We start from the raw sequence: 16,134 nt of genomic DNA, 5'->3' as shown, positions 1-16,134 counted from the left end.
AAGCATCTACGTTGTAATGGCGGGCATGCGCACCTGCGCCGGCCCGTCCGGGTTCAGATCATGCCGCTGACGTCCATTGGCGGGCTTGGGTGGAACCGGCCACGGCAAGTGCTGGCGTGGTGGCAAACACGCGGCCCTCGAACAGGCGGCGTGCGGTGCGCACGACGCTGGCAACGACCGGCGCATCCTGCGAGCTGCGACTGAGGCCCACCTCCAGGGCCCCGCTCGGATGTTCGAGGGTAATGCTGCCGGGAACGGACAGGCTTCCGACCAAAGTGTGGGCCAGCGTGCCCGGCGTAACGGCGGCGGTGGCCAGGCCAACCGCGCCGGTAATGGCCAGCGCGGTGTGGCATTGATGCGGCATGAAATAGCGCACCTGCAGATCGCCCCCATGTTGCGGCGCCGACAGCAGCACCGGCTTCGGAATGACCTTGTTGCCGGCGTCGGCGATGCCCATGCGAGCGCCTGCCTCGATGCGCAGCGCTTCCAGCCGGCGCATGAATACCGCGTCCGCGTTCAGTTCGGCGGGCGGGGCATCGCCGCGCACGCCCAGGTCTTCGGCACGTACCAGCATCATCGGCATCGCGCAGTCCACCAGGCTGACCGGCACGCCATCGATGGTCTCCTGCGCGTGCCCGCTGGGCAGCAGCTTGCCGGTGCGGGCACCTGCCGCATCAAGGAAGGAGAGCCTGACCGGCGAGGCCGAGCCCGGCGCGCCGGCAATGCGCGTATCACCGCGGTAGACCACATTGCCGCCCGGCGTTTCCACCGTGGCGATGATCAGCTTGCCGGTGTTGACGTTGTGGATGCGCACCTCGGTCTGCGGATCCTGCGCCTGCACCAGCCCACGCTCGATGGCATACGGGCCTACGGCCGCCAGCATGTTGCCGCAGTTCGGCGAGGTATCCACCACCTGCTGCTCTACCCGTACCTGGGCGAACAGGTAGTCGACATCGGCGTCCGGACGGCTGGAGCGGTCGATGATCGCCACCTTGCTGGTCAGCGCGTTGCCACCGCCGATGCCGTCGATCTGCAACGGATGGCCCGAGCCCATCACTTCCAGCAGCAGGCGATCGCGTTCAGCGATGTCCATCGGAAGGTCGCTGGCCAGGAAGAACGGGCCCTTGGAGGTACCGCCGCGCATGAGCACGCAGGGAATGCTGAGCAGATCGTTGGACATACGTGTGCTAGATTGATGCGTATAGGGGATGAATGACCCCTCTGTGATTCGATACTGGCATGACCCCAATTGATCTGTGAATTGCTGATTTTCGGATGATTGATACCCAATGAGCATCAATTGCGAAATCCTGGATCTGCGTGCGTTCCTGCTGGTCTCGGAGACCCGCAGCTTCCATCGCGCCGCGGAAATCCTGCACGTCTCCCAGCCAGCACTCAGCCGGCGGATCCAGAAGCTGGAGCAGGCCGTGGGTTCGCCACTGCTGGAGCGCACCACGCGCAGCGTCAGTACCACCGCTGTCGGCGAGAACCTGCTGCCGCTGGTACGCCGCATGCTGGAAGAATTCGATGGCTCGCTGTTCTCACTGCGCGGCCGGGAGGACACCCGCGGCGCCACCGTGACCATCGCGTGCCTGCCGACGGCGGCGTTCTACTTCCTGCCCAGCGTGATGGCGCGTTTCCACGAAGCGCACCCGAACGTGCGCTTCCGCATCCTGGATATCCCGGCGACGGAGGGTCTGCAGGCAGTGGAACGTGGCGAAGTCGAGTTCGGCATCAACTTCATGGGCGCCAACGATCCCAATCTCGACTTCGACGTACTGGCTGAGGACCCCTTCGTCCTCGCCTGCCGACGCGATCATCCGCTGGCCCGCAAGCGCAAGGTGGAATGGGCTGATCTGGCCGAGCACCAGCTGATCACCGTGCATCGCACCAGCGGCAACCGCACGCTGCTGGACGGTGCGCTGGCGCGCGAGAACCTCAAGTTGAGCTGGCACTATGAGGTGACGCACCTGTCGACGTCACTGGGCATGGTCGAGGCCGGTATCGGCGTGTCGGTGCTACCGAAGATGGCCACGCCGGACGGGGACCACCCCACCCTGGTGACACGCGCGATCGGCAATCCTGTGGTATCGCGCACGATCGGGATCGTCCGTCGCCGGGGCGCCCTGCTCTCGCCCACGGCGGAGCGCTTTCTGCAGATGCTGATGAGCCAGTGGCGCGGGACCGTCTAAGGCGCCGGACATCTGGCTGGGCTGCTGCGCATGCTGGGCTTCCGCCATGCACCCTGCCTGGTCAGCGATGCGTCAGACAGCGACCTGTCGGACGTGCCGTTGCCCGCGGCGGTCAAACGGGATCGGCTGTTCTATCTGGGTGCTTGGCGGCCACCGCTGTTCAAGGACTACCTGGATTCCCGCCTGACCTGCACCGTGCCGGTCACCCGCAAGCACTATGCGCTCAGGGCCAAGCTTGATCTGCAGAGGATCACGATACCCGCTCTCTGGCGACAGCCGCTTTCGCGTGAAGTGGCCATGTTGGTGGAACTGGTTGGCCGGGTAGGCGCCTGCGCGCGAGTACATCATGCGCACCAGGCTGGACAGCGTGGTCACGCTACCCACCGATGATCGCGCATTGCTGGCACCGCGCTGTTGCTGCAGAGCCACCGCCAGTGGCGGCCCATCCGTGGCATCGACGTCGGGCACGCCCAGCTGGTCGATCAGGCGGCGTGCATAGGGTGCGGCGGATTCGAAGTCAGGAGATCAATGCGTTTGGCGCACTTCAATCGCCCCTGGATTCAATGGCACTGCTGCGCGACATCGATGCCGTCTCGATGCTTCATGATGAGCGCCTCCAGTCCCGAGGGCCCTCCAGAAATCGGGCCGGGCTTGCCGGGCTGACCCTCCGGGATCAGTCTCGATGTCGTCTGATCCTGAAGCTTGGCAATGCCTGGCGCACGTCGGTCTGCGTATCCAAAGATATCGAGGGTGAGCAGGTCATGCCCGTTCTCGACCAGGAGTAATGGAACCTCTCTGCACCGAAGTTCGAACACGCTCGATTGCGGGGGGCCAGCTTCGATGGTAATGCCTTTCAATGCGTTCGCCCGAGCGAAGGCGATCGCATCGTCGCGAAGCATCTTGAATGTTTCTGGTGGAAGTGGGCGGAATGTTCTGAGCTCAGATTCGAGAGAGGTTGGATACGTTATCCAAACGATTCCTGCCGCAACCACCAGGCCCAGGAACATGAGGGAAGAGATCAGAATCTTCATCTTGGAGCCTTCATTTGACCTGTCTGAACCTTGGACTTTGCGGATTCGCAACCTTCCGCCCCAGCCGGTGGACAGCAGCTTCCGTGCGTTGCCGCGCCTGCAGAACGCCCTCGTCACGAAGCCACGAAGATCGACGCAATACCCGCGAGCGATCCCACGGCCACCCACGAGAGCGTGGCGAATGCAACCAGCAACACCTTCCGGTGGACGACCTGCGCTTCGTTTCGGGACTCCGGCCGCCGCGCATAGGGCCTGGAGAAACCCAGCAGTTCGCCAGTGACTGTCAGCGCCCCCATCAGGATCAGCGCGGTTACGCAGAAGCCGAACATGGCGCCGATGAAGGCCAAATACCGGGTATCACCGATAGCCGGCTGCGTCCCGGCCAGCGCCTCCACAAGTTGCCCCGTCCACCGTGCGGGCAGCCAGGCCAGGGCGGCGACAATGCTGAAGTGACTGACCACGTTGATCCAGAACCAGGATGTGGTCTTCATGACGTCAGCGTTTCCGGTGGTGGCCAGTGGCGGGCATCGTGACGCCTGCGCCAGCGCCGCACAACCCTGCCTGGGGACGCGGGCCAGCGGCCGGCACGCCTCGGACAATCAGCCTGCGGTTTCCAGCCCCTTGCCCGCCGCATCCATCCGCAGCGAGCCCAGGTACCGGCAGTATTTGCCCACGAAGATGCCAGTGAACCCGCCCGTCAGCAGCAGGTAGGCGGCACTGAAGCCGGCATGGGCGGACAGCGACGGCGACACCGCAAATGCGACTTCGAAGCCGTACTTCACCAGGAAGGTGGCCAGCAGCAGCGGCAGCAGGCTGAAGTCCGCGCTGCGCCAGAGCTTGCCGGTGCTGCGGTCCAGCGTCAGCTTCAATCGATTCAACAGCAGCCAGGCAAGCGTCGCGCCCGTGGCGATGCCGGCCAGCCATTCGCTCCAGGCGCTCAGCGAAGCGCCGAAGCGATGGCTGACCGACCACGCACCCCAGACGGCGAACAAGGCGGGTACGATCGCCAGCTTCTGCAGCGAGGTCTCGGCCGGCTTCATGGCGGCGATGCCACGGGTGATCAGGAAGGCCAGGAGCAGCCAGACCCAGATTGGCGTCTGCGAGGCGAGGTGCTGGAGCATGTTCATGAGCGGTCCCCTTGGTGAGTGGTGGCGAGGCGCCCTCGCCTTGGCGCTCACTATTCGCTTCCGCCCGGGTTGCAACCAGTGACAGCTGTCAGCCATCGGGGATGACCCGCTGGCGTGCTGCCCGGCCTCCGGCAGCTGTTGGGTGGATACGCCCGGTACGTCCTGCGCCGGCCCGCCTTCGGCCCGCGCTACCATCACCACGACGCCGCTGCGAGCCACGCGCATGTACCACGACCCTGTCCGACGCCGTCTGTGTGCGGCGCTGCTGGCCACCGGCTGCGGCCTGTCCGCATCATCGGCGCTGGCGAGCCGGGCGACGTTAGCGGGATGCAGTTCGCTGACCGCATTGCTGCAGGCCGAACGGCAGCCTGGCATGGCGGCGGTTCTGGTCGATCACGGGCGCATTGCCGCGCTGTCCACGACCGGGCGGCTCAGTGACAGCCGGACTGCACCGATTGATCGCCATACCGTGTTCGAACTGGGGTCGATCACCAAGCTGTTCACGGCCCTGCTGATATTCCGGCTCCAGCAGCGGCAGCTGCTCGACGTCACCGCGCCCATCGGCCTGTATGTGGAGGGGTTGCCTTCCGCTTGGGCATCCACTTCGCTGCTGCAGCTGCTGAGCCATACCTCAGGCATTCCCAACTATCTGAATGAAGACAACTTCCTGCGGTTGATGCCGACGAATCCAGGCCCCCGTGAACTGCTTGCAGAGGTGGCCGAGCGGCCGCTGGAGTTTGCGCCCGGTGCGCGGCACGCCTACTCCAATACGAACTACATCCTGCTCGGCCTGGCCATCGAGCATGCGACCGGCATGGATTACTGGCGCATCCTCCAGGAGGAGATCCTGTCGCCGCTGGGCATGCGTGATGCAGGGCCGCGTCGTGCAGGGGAGCGGCGCCGGATTGCCCAAGGGCATCTGTTCCAGGATGGCCACTGGCGCGCACCGCCTCCCACTGCTCCGGGCTCGGCATGGGCCGCCGGCGGCCTGCTCGCGAGCATCGACGACATGGCGCGCTTTGCTGTGGCGCTGGACCAGCATCGACTGCTGCCCGAGGCGTCCCTGAAACGGATGTGGTGCGACACACTGCTCTCCAATGGCAGCAACGCGGGCTGGGGGGCCGGCTGGGAAGTTTCCGATGGCGGAAAGGTCGTCGGCCATGGCGGCGGAACCGCAGGCTTCACCGGGTATCTCCGGCACCGTCCCACCGATCGAAGAACACTCGTCGTGCTGATCAATCGCGCCGGAGACATCAACCCGCAGGGTATTGCAGAGCGCCTCGACCTGGGCATGCGTCACTGCAATGGGAGGCTTTCCAGGCCTGCGCCCGCGCTGGAACATGCCGGCGCCCGGACAACGCGATTCCTGCAGTGATGCGGATCATCCACTCTGGCTGATTGAAATGCGCCGCCGGTACTGCGCCATCCACTCCAGCGACGGCGCAACACCACCGAACGGGAAGAAATGCGGGCTGACCTGGCCATGGGCGTCCGTCAGCCCGTTCACCAGTCGATCGACGAACACCTCCGGCCCCGCCGTGCCGAGCAGCCGGCCGATCGAGATGCCATACCTGGCCAGCATCGATGCACTGGCGCCTACGCCGCACCTCGCGGCGTATCGCAGCAGCCGGGTGATGCTGGCCGGACCCGGCACACCGACCAGCACCGGAACCGCGATGCCACGCGTGCGCAGTGCATCCAGCCAGGCCAGCACGGTATCGGCATCGAAGGCGAACTGGGTGACGACCAAGGGAGCCATGCCACGTGCTTCGATGGCCTGGCATTTACCCTCCAGCGCCTGCCAGCGTTCTTCACTGCGCATTGCCGGATGCCCTTCCGGGTGCCCGCCGATAGCAACGACCTTGATGCCGGATTGCTCCAGAACACCGGTCTGGATGATCGAAGCACTGTCGGCAAACGGTCCGGCAGGTGTGGCCAGGTCGCCCGCGATCAGCAGGCAACGCGCGACCCCGGCTTCGCCGGCGGCACGCTCCAGGAAGCGTTCAAGCGCTGCGCGTGACCCGACACGCCGCGCAGAGAGATGCGGCATCGGTTCGAATCCGAGCGCGCGCACCGTGTGCGCGGCGGCCAGGCGGGTGTCGTCATCCTCGCTGGCCAGGTAGGGAATGGAGATGACCGTACCGCGCGGGATCCGATCCGCCTCGGCGCACAGCGCGGGCATGGCCTTCGCGCTGACTTCCAGTGAAAAAGCGCTGATGAAGGCGTCCGCCCGCAGTGACAGGCCTGCCGGCATCAACGTGCTCCGCCCACATTGCCGGCAAGCGGCGAGCTGTTGCGGGCCAGTTCGATGAAGGCCTGCAGGTAGTCGATACCGGTATCGGCCTCGCGCGCGCCCAGGTAGATCTGCTTGGGGATGCCCTTGGCGCCCAGCCGTACGGGCACCACCTCCATGCGCGTGGCGTACTCCTCCACCAGCCAGCGCGGCATGGCAGCCACGCCGCGGCCGCTGGCCACCATCTGCATCATGATGTCGGTGGTTTCAATGGCCTTGTGGCGCCGCGGGGTGATGCCGGCCGGCAGCAGGAACTGGTTGTAGATGTCCAGGCGCTCGAACGGCACCGGGTAGCTGATCAGCACTTCCTGGCTGAGCTGGCGCGGCTTTACGTGGTCCACCTTGGCCAGGGCGTGGTTGCTGGCCACCACCAGCACCTGCTCGTAGTCGAACACAGGGATGAACTTCAGGCCCGGCTTCAGCAGTGGATCGGGCGTGACCAGCAGGTCGATCTCGTAGCCGAACAGCGCGCCGATGCCGCCGAACTGGAACTTCTGCTTGACGTCCACATCCACGTCCGGCCACGCGGCCAGGTACGGCGAGACGATCTTCAGCAGCCACTGGTAACAGGGGTGGCATTCCATGCCGATGCGCAGCGCGCCGCGCTCGCCCTGGGCAAACTGGCGCAGGCGCTCCTCGGCCAGGTCCAGCTGCGGCAGCACCCGGTTGGCGACTGCCAGCAGATATTGCCCGGCCTGGGTCAGCCGCAGGCTGCGGCCTTCGCGCAGCCAGACATCGGTACCCAGCTGCTGCTCCAGCTTCTTCATGCTGTGGCTGAGCGCCGACTGGGTCAGGTTGAGCACGCCGGCAGCAGCGGTGAGCGAGCCCTGCTGCTCGACCTGCTGCACGATGCTGAGGTGGATCCGCTCCAACATTAAGATGAATCTCACTCATGGATAGGTGAAGTAATACCATTTTACGTCATGGAAAGGCATGACTAGGATCGGGTCATGCCTTCATCCCAACGCCCCCTCCGTATCGTCGCCGTTTCCGGTGGACTGCAGCGCCCCTCCCGGGCCGCCACCCTCGCCGAGCACCTGCTGGGCCTGATCGGCGAGAACATGCGCAGCGATCAGCAGCTGATCGAACTCGGCGAACTGGCGCCGCAGCTGGCCGGTGCGCTGTGGCGGTCGCAGCTCCCGGAGGTTGTCGAGCGCCAGCTGGTGGCCGTCGAACGGGCCGATGTCCTCGTGGTGAGCACGCCGGTCTATCGCGGCTCCTACACAGGGCTGTTCAAGCACTTCTTCGACTTCATCGACCAGGACGCGCTGGTCGATACCCCCATCCTGCTGGCCGCGACCGGCGGCAGTGACCGCCATGCACTGGTGATCGATCACCAGCTGCGGCCGCTGTTCAGCTTCTTCCAGGCCCGCACCCTGCCCCTGGGCGTGTATGCCACCGACCGCGATTTCACCGAGGGGCACGTGCACAACGAAGCGCTGATCCAGCGCGCACGACTGGCGGTGCAGCGCGCAATGCCGCTGCTGGCGCTGTCCCATCGCGGCGCGCGAGTCGCCGCCGCCGAGGCCATCGAAGCCTTTTGAAGCCAGATGCCGCCGACCTGCATCTGGATGTCACCCCGCAAACGGAACGCCGCCCATGACGAACGACGCTTTCACCTTCAGCATCACGCGCATCCCCTTCAACGAGGATTACCAGCCGGCCGAAGGCACGCGCATCACCACCAACTTCGCCAACCTGGCGCGCGGTGCGTCCCGGCAGGAAAACCTGCGCAACACCATCCGCATGATCAACAACCGCTTCAATGATCTGGCGCATTGGGACAACCCAAGCGCCGATCGCTACGCGGTCGAGCTGGACATCATCTCGGTGGAGATGCACATCGACGGCGCCGACGGCAGCGATCCGTTCCCGTTGATCGAAGTGCTGCGGCCGACCATCGTCGACACGCAGACCGGCGTGCGTAGCGAGGGCATCGTTGGCAACAACTTCTCGTCCTACGTGCGCGACTACGACTTCAGCGTCGTGCTGCCGGCCAGCAACGAGGGCAAGGCCACCTTCGGCCTTCCGGAGGGCTTTGGCGACCTGCACGGCAAGCTGTTCCAGCACTTCCTGCGCTCGGACGCCTACCGCGCCAACTTCAGCAAGGGGCCGGTGATCTGCATCAGTGTTTCCAGCAGCAAGACCTACCACCGCACCGAGAACCATCACCCGATCCTGGGCGTGGAATACCGCCAGGGTGAGTTCTCCCCCACTGACCAGTACTTCGACAAGATGGGCCTGCGGGTACGCTATTTCATGCCGCCGGGCAGCGTCGCACCGCTGGCGTTCTACTTCCAGGGCGACCTGCTGGGCGATTACTCGAACCTGGAGCTGATCGGCACCATCAGCACGATGGAGGCCTTCCAGAAGATCTACCGCCCGGAGATCTACAACGCCAATTCCGTGGCCGGCAAGGTCTACCAGCCCAGCCTGAAGCACCAGGACTACTCCTCCACCCGCATCGTCTACGACCGCGAAGAGCGCAGCCAGCTGGCGGTCAAGCAGGGCCGGTTCACCGAAGAACACTTCATCAAGCCGTACCGCGCCGTGCTTGAGCAGTGGGCCGCCCGCTGATCCATCGATTTCCCATTCGCCCCCAGGACACACCACACGATGCCGACGAAGACGCTGCTCCCCACCTCCACCGCAGGCAGCCTGCCCAAACCCTCCTGGCTGGCAGAGCCCGAGAAGCTCTGGTCACCCTGGAAGCTGCAGGACGAAGGCCTGATCGAGGGCAAGCAGGACGCCCTGCGCCTGTCCCTGCAGGAACAGCAGCATGCCGGCATTGATATCGTCAGTGACGGCGAGCAGACCCGCCAGCACTTCGTCACCACCTTCATCGAGCATCTCAGCGGCGTCGACTTCGAGAAGCGCGAAACCGTGCGCATCCGCAACCGCTACGATGCCAGCGTGCCGACCGTGGTTGGCGCCGTGAGCCGCCCCAGGCCGGTATTCGTCGAGGATGCGAAGTTCCTGCGCCGCCAGACCACGCAGCCGATCAAGTGGGCGCTGCCCGGCCCGATGACGATGATCGACACGCTGTACGACGCGCACTACAAGAGCCGCGAAAAGCTGGCCTGGGAGTTCGCGAAGATCCTCAACGAGGAAGCGAAGGAGCTGGAGGCCGCCGGCGTTGACATCATCCAGTTCGATGAGCCGGCCTTCAATGTGTTCTTCGACGAAGTGAATGATTGGGGCGTAGCCGCACTGGAGCGCGCGATCGAAGGGCTGAAGTGCGAGACGGCGGTACACATCTGCTACGGCTACGGCATCAAGGCCAACACCGACTGGAAGCAGACCCTGGGATCGGAATGGCGCCAGTACGAGGAGTCGTTCCCGAAGCTGAAGGCCTCCAACCTCGACATCATCTCGCTGGAATGCCAGAACTCGCACGTGCCGATGGACCTGATCGAGCTGGTGCGTGGCAAGAAGGTGATGGTCGGTGCCATCGACGTGGCCTCCAACACGGTGGAATCGGCGGAGGATGTGGCCAACACGCTGCGCAGGGCGCTGCAGTTCGTGGACGCCGACAAGCTCTACCCGAGCACCAACTGCGGCATGGCGCCGCTGGCGCGCGATGTGGCCAGGGGCAAGCTGCGCGCACTCAGCGCGGGGGCGAGGATCGTACGTGAGGAGCTTTTGGCGTAGCCCTGGCTGGGGATGTGTTCCCGTTTCGGCGCGGGGAGGATGGAACCTGGCCGGGTACAGACCAGGCTCCACCTCGCCCCTGCACCTCGGGCCTGGCGGCCGTCATGCGCGGCCGTGGCGCCAGCGCTTCCTTGATCCGCCCCATCTCCCCTGCCCCGGCTTCGGCCAGGCGCCGGGCCTGCTGCCGCTGCTCCCGCGTGAGCGCCGGAGGCGGTGGAGTACCGGCGGCATCCACCAACCGCGCCACCGCATCGCGCAGAGGCAACTGCGGGCAGAGCCGTGCAGCACACCAGCGCTCGGCGTAGCGCTTGGCCTGACGGGCGCTGGTGGCGGACACGACCTTGGCCTGTGACATCTTGCGTGCGTCCAGGTACAGACGGAACCCGAGCGCGGCATGCGGCACGATACTGGCCACCGAACGCCCGTTCCACCACAGGTCCCAGCGCTCGCCGCTCTGCACCCAGCCCGAGGGCTGGCGGGCTATCATGAAATCGGGAGCGCTGGAGGGCGAATGCATGGCCGTAAGAATACGGTCGGCCGTCGCATGGACTGAGATTGCGGAGTGGCGCTGGCAACCTCACAACGCTTCTGCCGCAGTGAAGCCCTCTTGACCACTCCCCTCTTTACCACTCTGGGCCGAGCAGTTTCTCCACCTCGGTTTCGAGCCTCTTGGCGGCTTCCTCCTGCGAGGCCACCTTGATGCACAGCCCGGACTGGGCGGGCCCGAGGGTCAACCGGTAACGGTTGATGGTGCCGTCGCCGTCGCCATCCAGTTCCACCCGGGCCACCCGGGTTCGGCCATTGGCGTTGAAGGTCCAGCCCTGGTAGTCGAACATCGTTGAGTCCACCGCAACGCCCTGAATGGCTCCCACCTTATGCGGGGAGGTGCGACACCCCGCCCGATGCTCGCTTCCTGTTCCTCTTTCCTCATCTGGGCGGCCGTGACCGTGGCGACCCTCGGCCTGCTGTTCCGGCCATTCCGCATTCCGGAGTACGTGTGGGCACTGGGGGCTGCTCTTCTGCTTCCACTGCTGGGAACGGTGCCGTTCGGCACGACCTTGCACGCGGTGGCCGAGGGCCGCGATGTCTATCTGTTCCTGATCGGCATGATGATGCTGGCCGGGCTGGCCCGGCTGGCCCGGCGCGAAGGCCTGTTCGACCCGGCACAATCATTCCCTGGCACGCAAGCGCAAGGTGGAATGGGCGGATCTGGCCAAGCGCCAGTTGATCACCGTGCACCGCGCAAGCGGCAACCGCACGCTGCTGAATGGTGCGTTGGCGCGTGAGAGCCTCAAGCTCAGCTGGCACTACGAAGTGGCCCACCTGTCGACTCATTGGGCATGGTCGAGGCCGGCATCGGCGTGTCAGCGCTGCCGAAGATGGCCACGCCGGACGGGGATCACCCCACCCTGGTGACACGCGCGATCGGCAACCCGGTAGTGTCGCGCACGATCGGCATAGTCCGCCGCCGTGGTGCCCTGCTCTCGCCCACGGCAGAGCGCGCCACCTCTCCTGCCCGCAGCAATTCCCTGCGGCGCCTACTGAAGGCTTCCTCGGTCCCAGTGCCTCATACCGGGTCGAGATTCAGATCGGCAACCTTGCCGAAGGGCATGACGGTCAACGCCTTGCAGCTTCCCTTCTCGATTGAATCACTGGGATTCTCAGCGGATTTTACGATCCCGTAGCCTGAGCCGCTCTTGTTGAAGACGGCGGCGCCGCTGTCACCGGACGCGCATGCAAGTTCGGAGCCTTCCACTCTTCCCCAAGTGGGTGCACAGACTGCAGCGCCACATACGCCCAACGGGGCGTGCTGCACCGATGTGACGGTTCCGCAACTGAAGCCGGTGCGAGCCCCTCGGAAGCAAAGGAGGCCATGCAGTGGAAGGTCCGCATGGATCAGTATCAATGCCTTCGTCTGGTACTCACCCTTCAATTCTGCGAACACTTCCTGGAGCGGTGTATTTCCAGCAGGAAGCGAGTGCCATTGAACATCGTGACTACCGTCGAAGAGCGCGTCCTGGAATGTCAGTGGCATCATGACCTGCGGGCCACCAACCTCATGATCGTAATTGCTGTAAAGCAACTGATCATCGCAGTGCGCTGCCGTAAGGAGCCCTTTTACCTTGGTCAGCTTGTGCCGAACCGCAAGGCCGCTTGTGCACATCCTGCCATTGGCAGTCAGGATCGCCCCACCGGCGGTGTACGCCGAATTGCGGAAGGGATCCCTCCCAAGGATGATGTTGACCTTCAGCTTCGCAGCCTCTTCAATCTTGCGCTTGGCCGCTTCATACGATTTTGCATCGGCTCCACGAACCGAAACGTCAATCATGCCCAGCTCGGGGCGGCCGTCCACACTCACTGCATCAGGTATGAGTTCGACCACAAGTGGAACGACTCTATGCATGGTTTCGGAGAACTCCTTCTCCGTGTACGGATACCCCTCCTCGAACTCGACCCTGATGGATGAGTCACTCACTCTGAAGTGCCGGACCGCCTCCATCATGTTTCCCTTCAGTCCAACAACGAGGTGTTGATCGGGCATGTTTTCGATCGAAACAAATGCGAGCCGATCACTGTATCGCCGTTTCAGTTCGGCGATGACCGAAGGTAGCTCGGATTCAACTTCCAGCCTGCGCTTGGCGGTGTCGAGTGACACGCCGTTCGCACTCATGTAGGCCTTGGCAGCGATATCCGATTCCTTCTCCGAAAATGCCTGGCCTGCCGGCATGACCGCGAGACTCTGAGCTGACGCGAGAACAAGCAGAACTGATGCTAGCGACATCTAGGTTTCCTCCATGGAATGAGTTCAGGAGCCAGTGCCGGCTCCACGGCCGAAGGTAGCAGGAAACCTCTTTGCGCTCGGCGGGGCAGGAGGGCCATTCACCGTTTCGTGATGCATTGCGCGCTTCAACGCAGGTGTGCGTCGCGCCAGATCAAGCTTAGCGCTGGTAGTTCTTCAGAAACAGCCAGGTAATCAGCGCCGACCATCACGTGCTCGGTGCGCTGCTGCTGGGACGCGATGGAACCCGCGCGCAGGCTCCTCCGAGGCCGCTGCCCGGCATCGTTGATCGCATCGGCGGTGGCGATGCCTTTGCCGCCGGCATCGTGCACCGATTGCTGTCCGGGCTGGACGCAGAAAGCACCGTGCGCTTCGGACTGGCTGCGGGCGCGTTGAAGCACGCCATTCCCGGCGACTTCAGCCCTGCCCGCGAAGCTGAAGTCCGGGCGCTGATGGAGAGCGACCAGTTCGACGTTCGTCGCTGATCTCCCCCAGGATAATCCCGCTAGAATCCAACGGGCGCTGGAATCGCGCAGGGATCGCCCATGGATTACACCGGATACACGCGCAAATTTCCCAACAACCGCCCGCTGAATGCGTTTGATCGTGAGCACCGCCTGCTGCGGAAGAAGCGACTGGATGTCGCGCCGCTGGCGCAGCTGTGCGTGGTGAAGATGAATTCGAACTGCCTGGTTTCGGTGGATCGCTGGTTCGCCGCACGTGGCTTTGCAGCCCTGCTGGGCGCGATCGGCATTGCCTTCGGGCTGGGCGGCATGCTGATGCTGCTCTGGTTGCTGGTCGTGAACAGGCTACCGAACCAAAACGGCCTGTGGGAGGCGATATTCATAGGCATGGCGATGCTGGCCGTCTTCACTGCAGCGAGCATATGGGTAGCTTGCCTCGAGCTGTTCCGTTGGACCTACTATCCGATCGCGCTTGATCGCAAGCATCGGCAGATACACGTGTTCCGGCTGGATGGCACCACCCTCAGCGCGCCCTGGGACCGGGTGTATTTCACGCTTGGCCGCGGAACCGGAACCTTCGGATGGTACAACTGGGATGTCCGCGGACTGATCCTGGACGCGGATGGCGTGACAGTACGGGAGACGTTCGCGTTCTGCATCGCGACCTCCCGCATCGAGAACGCGCATGCCCACTGGGAGTTCCTGCGGCGCTACATGGAAGAAGGACCGGCAGCCGTCGTGGACGCGGTGCACTACTGCATGCCGCTGGACGGCAAGCGCGAGAGCTTCGCGTCCGGCAAGGAGCGCATCTTCGCCGAAGACGCGCAGCTCCCGGGTTTCATGTGGCTCACGATGCTGCCACTCAACTACCTGCACACGATCATGCGCTGGGTGGTGATGCAGACCAGCAGGATTCCGCGGTTTCCACCGGACATCGAGGCGTGCCTGACACCGGACGCCGGTGATCCCTGTGTCCGCGACGCTTCGATGAATCCACCGGACCTGCGCTGACCCATCAATGCAAAGGCACCTTCAGCACCGAAGGCGCGTTGGCTGGCGAGCTGAAGGTCACCGCACCGCCCAGCTGGCTGATGCCCGCATAGCGCAGGTCCACGGTATCGACCACCAGGGTCAGCCGGCTGCCGGTCGGGAGGTTCCAGCTGCTGGCTTCCAGGCGAAGATCGATGGTTCTCGGCTGGCCGGGCGTGGCACCGCGCAGGGTGTACGGCTTGTGGCTGATCAGCTGGCCGTTGCCCAGCATATCCTCGGCATACAGGTAGGCATACAGCGTGGTGTTGGCGCGAGTGGGCGTCACCGTCAACCGCACTTCCGGTGCGCCATCCAGGCGGCGTGCACTCCAGTAGATCGGGCCCTGCCAGACGCCTGCGGCGTTGCGGCCAACGAATGGTACATAGGCACCGGGCGGCAGGTTGAACATCTGCAGCGCGCCGGACGCCATCACCACGCCGGAGTTGGCGGCAGTAAGCAGGCCGCTGCCGATCCGGTAGTTCCAACCGGTGCCGCCACCGCTCTCGGCCAGCCCTCCGGTGGGCAGCAGAAGCCCGGTCGGCGCGGTCAGCCCGTAGCTTACGGCGCCGGTAGAGGTGGCCTGCCAGTCCGGATAACGGCTCCAGCTGCCCTTCTGCGACTTCAACTGCACCGCCGGCTGGCGATCGATGCCATTGGCCACGCCCTTGAGGTAGTGGTCGAACCAGTCGCCCACCGTGGCATAGACCTCATTGGGAATGCCGAGCGCACCGAAGGCTTCGTTGAGGGCGTGGTCGCCATGGCGCAGCTGCAACTGCTTGGGTCCCTTCAGGCGGGTGAAGAAGTCGACCAGCTGGCCCGGCGGAAACAGGCTGTCGTTGAAGGCGTTGGCGAGGAATACCGCGGGTTGGTTGGCATTGATCTCATCAAGGCTGCTGGCCGGGCTGCGCTGTGCCGCCACCGGCAGCAGCGAGTCCACCGCCCCCTGGTAGTTGCCGACCAGCACATTGCCGTTGATGGTGGCCAGCTCCGCCCCGGGGCGGCCAGTGGCCAGGCCGGCTGCCACCAGCAGGGCAATACCCTGCGCGCTGGGCGTGTCATGGCTGTAGAGCGACGCCTGCAGGTCGGCCCAGCCGCTCAACGCGGCAACGGCCTTGATGCGCGGGTCGCGTGCCGCCGCCAGCAGGCTGGTGCCGGCCCCATAGGAGATGCCCGATACACCGATTCGTGAGGGGTCGGCACGGGTGTTGTCCAGCGCCCAGTCAATCAGTGCACTGACGTCCTCGACCGTGGCCGGCCCGGCGATGTCGATGCTGCCGCCCGACTCCCAGAAGCCGCGCGAGCTGTAGCTGATGACCACATAGCCGCGCTGCGCCAGCGACTGTGCCGCGCCCACGTACTCCACGCTGGGCACTGCCCAGCTGCTGGGCATCACCAGCAGCGGATAGCGGCCACTGCCGGCATCCTGGGGTTCGATGACGAAGGCCCCGAGGGGCGTGCCATCCCAGCTGGGGATGGTGCGATGGGTGGTCTTGACCGTGGCCGCCAGGGCCGTGGGCGCCAGCCCGGTCAGCAGGATCAACAGCAGCAGAACCTTGCGCATCGTTGTC

The 16,134-nt window shown here is 64.7% G+C and carries 17 protein-coding genes and 4 pseudogenes; 10 read left to right on the top strand and 11 right to left on the bottom strand.

All coding sequences use genetic code 11. The annotated features are described in order from the left end of the window. Positions 1 to 58: 58 nt before the first annotated feature. On the bottom strand, positions 59 to 1,180 hold the full coding sequence (locus AC5P7X_RS11410) for a 4-oxalomesaconate tautomerase (RefSeq protein ID WP_495214837.1): 1,122 nt from the start codon (positions 1,178 to 1,180) through the stop codon (positions 59 to 61). 109 nt (positions 1,181 to 1,289) lie between these two features. Here AC5P7X_RS11410 and AC5P7X_RS11405 point away from each other — a divergent pair, with 109 nt between their 5' ends. Together AC5P7X_RS11405 and AC5P7X_RS11400 are read left to right on the top strand one after the other, a co-directional pair. After that, complete coding sequence (locus tag AC5P7X_RS11405; RefSeq protein ID WP_053496567.1) at positions 1,290 to 2,192, top strand: LysR family transcriptional regulator; 903 nt, start codon at positions 1,290 to 1,292, stop codon at positions 2,190 to 2,192. A gap of 30 nt (positions 2,193 to 2,222) precedes the next feature. Beyond that, entirely contained in the window at positions 2,223 to 2,582 is a 360-nt protein-coding gene (locus AC5P7X_RS11400; protein WP_495214835.1) for a hypothetical protein, read from the top strand. Here AC5P7X_RS11400 and AC5P7X_RS11395 read toward each other — a convergent pair. From AC5P7X_RS11395 to AC5P7X_RS11380, 4 genes and pseudogenes are all read right to left on the bottom strand, one after another. Beyond that, positions 2,502 to 2,708, bottom strand: a pseudogene (locus AC5P7X_RS11395) (hypothetical protein); the annotation flags it as partial. The gene AC5P7X_RS11400 and the pseudogene AC5P7X_RS11395 overlap by 81 nt on opposite strands. 44 nt (positions 2,709 to 2,752) lie before the next feature. After that, positions 2,753 to 3,223, bottom strand: a complete 471-nt coding sequence (locus AC5P7X_RS11390) for a hypothetical protein (RefSeq protein ID WP_070489153.1) — start codon at positions 3,221 to 3,223, stop codon at positions 2,753 to 2,755. A gap of 113 nt (positions 3,224 to 3,336) precedes the next feature. Then, complete coding sequence (locus AC5P7X_RS11385) at positions 3,337 to 3,714, bottom strand: hypothetical protein (RefSeq protein WP_065177798.1); 378 nt, start codon at positions 3,712 to 3,714, stop codon at positions 3,337 to 3,339. 108 nt (positions 3,715 to 3,822) lie between these two features. Next, on the bottom strand, positions 3,823 to 4,350 hold the full coding sequence (locus AC5P7X_RS11380) for a DUF6622 family protein (protein ID WP_139727130.1): 528 nt from the start codon (positions 4,348 to 4,350) through the stop codon (positions 3,823 to 3,825). Positions 4,351 to 4,573: 223 nt separating this feature from the next. On the opposite strand from AC5P7X_RS11380, the gene AC5P7X_RS11375 reads away from it, so the two are divergent. Further along, complete coding sequence (locus tag AC5P7X_RS11375) at positions 4,574 to 5,725, top strand: serine hydrolase domain-containing protein (protein ID WP_447900410.1); 1,152 nt, start codon at positions 4,574 to 4,576, stop codon at positions 5,723 to 5,725. 6 nt (positions 5,726 to 5,731) lie between these two features. Here the strand turns inward: AC5P7X_RS11375 and AC5P7X_RS11370 are convergent, their stop codons facing one another. Both AC5P7X_RS11370 and AC5P7X_RS11365 read right to left on the bottom strand, forming a co-directional pair. Beyond that, entirely contained in the window at positions 5,732 to 6,604 is an 873-nt protein-coding gene (locus tag AC5P7X_RS11370; protein ID WP_070489144.1) for a methylenetetrahydrofolate reductase, read from the bottom strand. Further along, positions 6,604 to 7,518: a LysR family transcriptional regulator gene (locus tag AC5P7X_RS11365; RefSeq protein WP_171957003.1), complete on the bottom strand. Its 915-nt coding sequence runs from the start codon at positions 7,516 to 7,518 to the stop codon at positions 6,604 to 6,606. The genes AC5P7X_RS11370 and AC5P7X_RS11365 overlap by 1 nt, the downstream gene beginning before the upstream one ends. A gap of 75 nt (positions 7,519 to 7,593) precedes the next feature. On the opposite strand from AC5P7X_RS11365, the gene msuE reads away from it, so the two are divergent. From msuE to AC5P7X_RS11350, 3 genes are read left to right on the top strand one after another with little or no spacing between them, the layout of a single operon-like run. Next, positions 7,594 to 8,187, top strand: coding sequence for an FMN reductase (gene msuE / locus AC5P7X_RS11360; RefSeq protein ID WP_346607252.1), 594 nt, complete (start codon positions 7,594 to 7,596; stop codon positions 8,185 to 8,187). 55 nt (positions 8,188 to 8,242) lie between these two features. Next, complete coding sequence (locus AC5P7X_RS11355; RefSeq protein WP_138951290.1) at positions 8,243 to 9,220, top strand: DUF1852 domain-containing protein; 978 nt, start codon at positions 8,243 to 8,245, stop codon at positions 9,218 to 9,220. Positions 9,221 to 9,259: 39 nt separating this feature from the next. Next, positions 9,260 to 10,294 carry a methionine synthase gene (locus AC5P7X_RS11350; RefSeq protein WP_495204887.1) on the top strand — a complete coding sequence of 345 codons (1,035 nt, stop codon included), beginning with the start codon at positions 9,260 to 9,262 and terminating at the stop codon, positions 10,292 to 10,294. Here AC5P7X_RS11350 and AC5P7X_RS11345 read toward each other — a convergent pair. Together AC5P7X_RS11345 and AC5P7X_RS11340 are read right to left on the bottom strand one after the other, a co-directional pair. Then, positions 10,251 to 10,811 carry a hypothetical protein gene (locus AC5P7X_RS11345; protein ID WP_495204886.1) on the bottom strand — a complete coding sequence of 187 codons (561 nt, stop codon included), beginning with the start codon at positions 10,809 to 10,811 and terminating at the stop codon, positions 10,251 to 10,253. The genes AC5P7X_RS11350 and AC5P7X_RS11345 overlap by 44 nt on opposite strands. A 106-nt stretch (positions 10,812 to 10,917) precedes the next feature. After that, positions 10,918 to 11,130 carry a hypothetical protein gene (locus AC5P7X_RS11340; protein ID WP_088497589.1) on the bottom strand — a complete coding sequence of 71 codons (213 nt, stop codon included), beginning with the start codon at positions 11,128 to 11,130 and terminating at the stop codon, positions 10,918 to 10,920. Between the two features lie 66 nt (positions 11,131 to 11,196). Between AC5P7X_RS11340 and AC5P7X_RS11335 the strand changes: the two are divergent. Together AC5P7X_RS11335 and AC5P7X_RS11330 are read left to right on the top strand one after the other, a co-directional pair. Next, a pseudogene (locus AC5P7X_RS11335) lies at positions 11,197 to 11,523 on the top strand (arsenic transporter); the annotation flags it as partial. Then, positions 11,462 to 11,796: pseudogene (locus AC5P7X_RS11330) on the top strand (LysR substrate-binding domain-containing protein); the annotation flags it as partial. The pseudogenes AC5P7X_RS11335 and AC5P7X_RS11330, both read left to right, overlap by 62 nt. A gap of 65 nt (positions 11,797 to 11,861) precedes the next feature. On the opposite strand, the gene AC5P7X_RS11325 reads toward AC5P7X_RS11330, so the two are convergent. After that, positions 11,862 to 13,076: a chymotrypsin family serine protease gene (locus tag AC5P7X_RS11325; RefSeq protein WP_495214834.1), complete on the bottom strand. Its 1,215-nt coding sequence runs from the start codon at positions 13,074 to 13,076 to the stop codon at positions 11,862 to 11,864. 185 nt (positions 13,077 to 13,261) lie between these two features. Here AC5P7X_RS11325 and AC5P7X_RS11320 point away from each other — a divergent pair. After that, a pseudogene (locus AC5P7X_RS11320) lies at positions 13,262 to 13,558 on the top strand (PfkB family carbohydrate kinase); the annotation flags it as partial. Positions 13,559 to 13,618: 60 nt separating this feature from the next. After that, positions 13,619 to 14,548, top strand: coding sequence for a DUF6708 domain-containing protein (locus tag AC5P7X_RS11315; RefSeq protein WP_070489131.1), 930 nt, complete (start codon positions 13,619 to 13,621; stop codon positions 14,546 to 14,548). 4 nt (positions 14,549 to 14,552) lie between these two features. Here the strand turns inward: AC5P7X_RS11315 and AC5P7X_RS11310 are convergent, their stop codons facing one another. After that, entirely contained in the window at positions 14,553 to 16,127 is a 1,575-nt protein-coding gene (locus AC5P7X_RS11310; RefSeq protein ID WP_346607257.1) for a S15 peptidase family protein, read from the bottom strand. Positions 16,128 to 16,134 lie beyond the last annotated feature (7 nt).

Source organism: Stenotrophomonas sp. YJH_SMC_53, from assembly GCF_059369995.1.
This window is presented reverse-complemented; position numbering and strand designations above follow the sequence as displayed.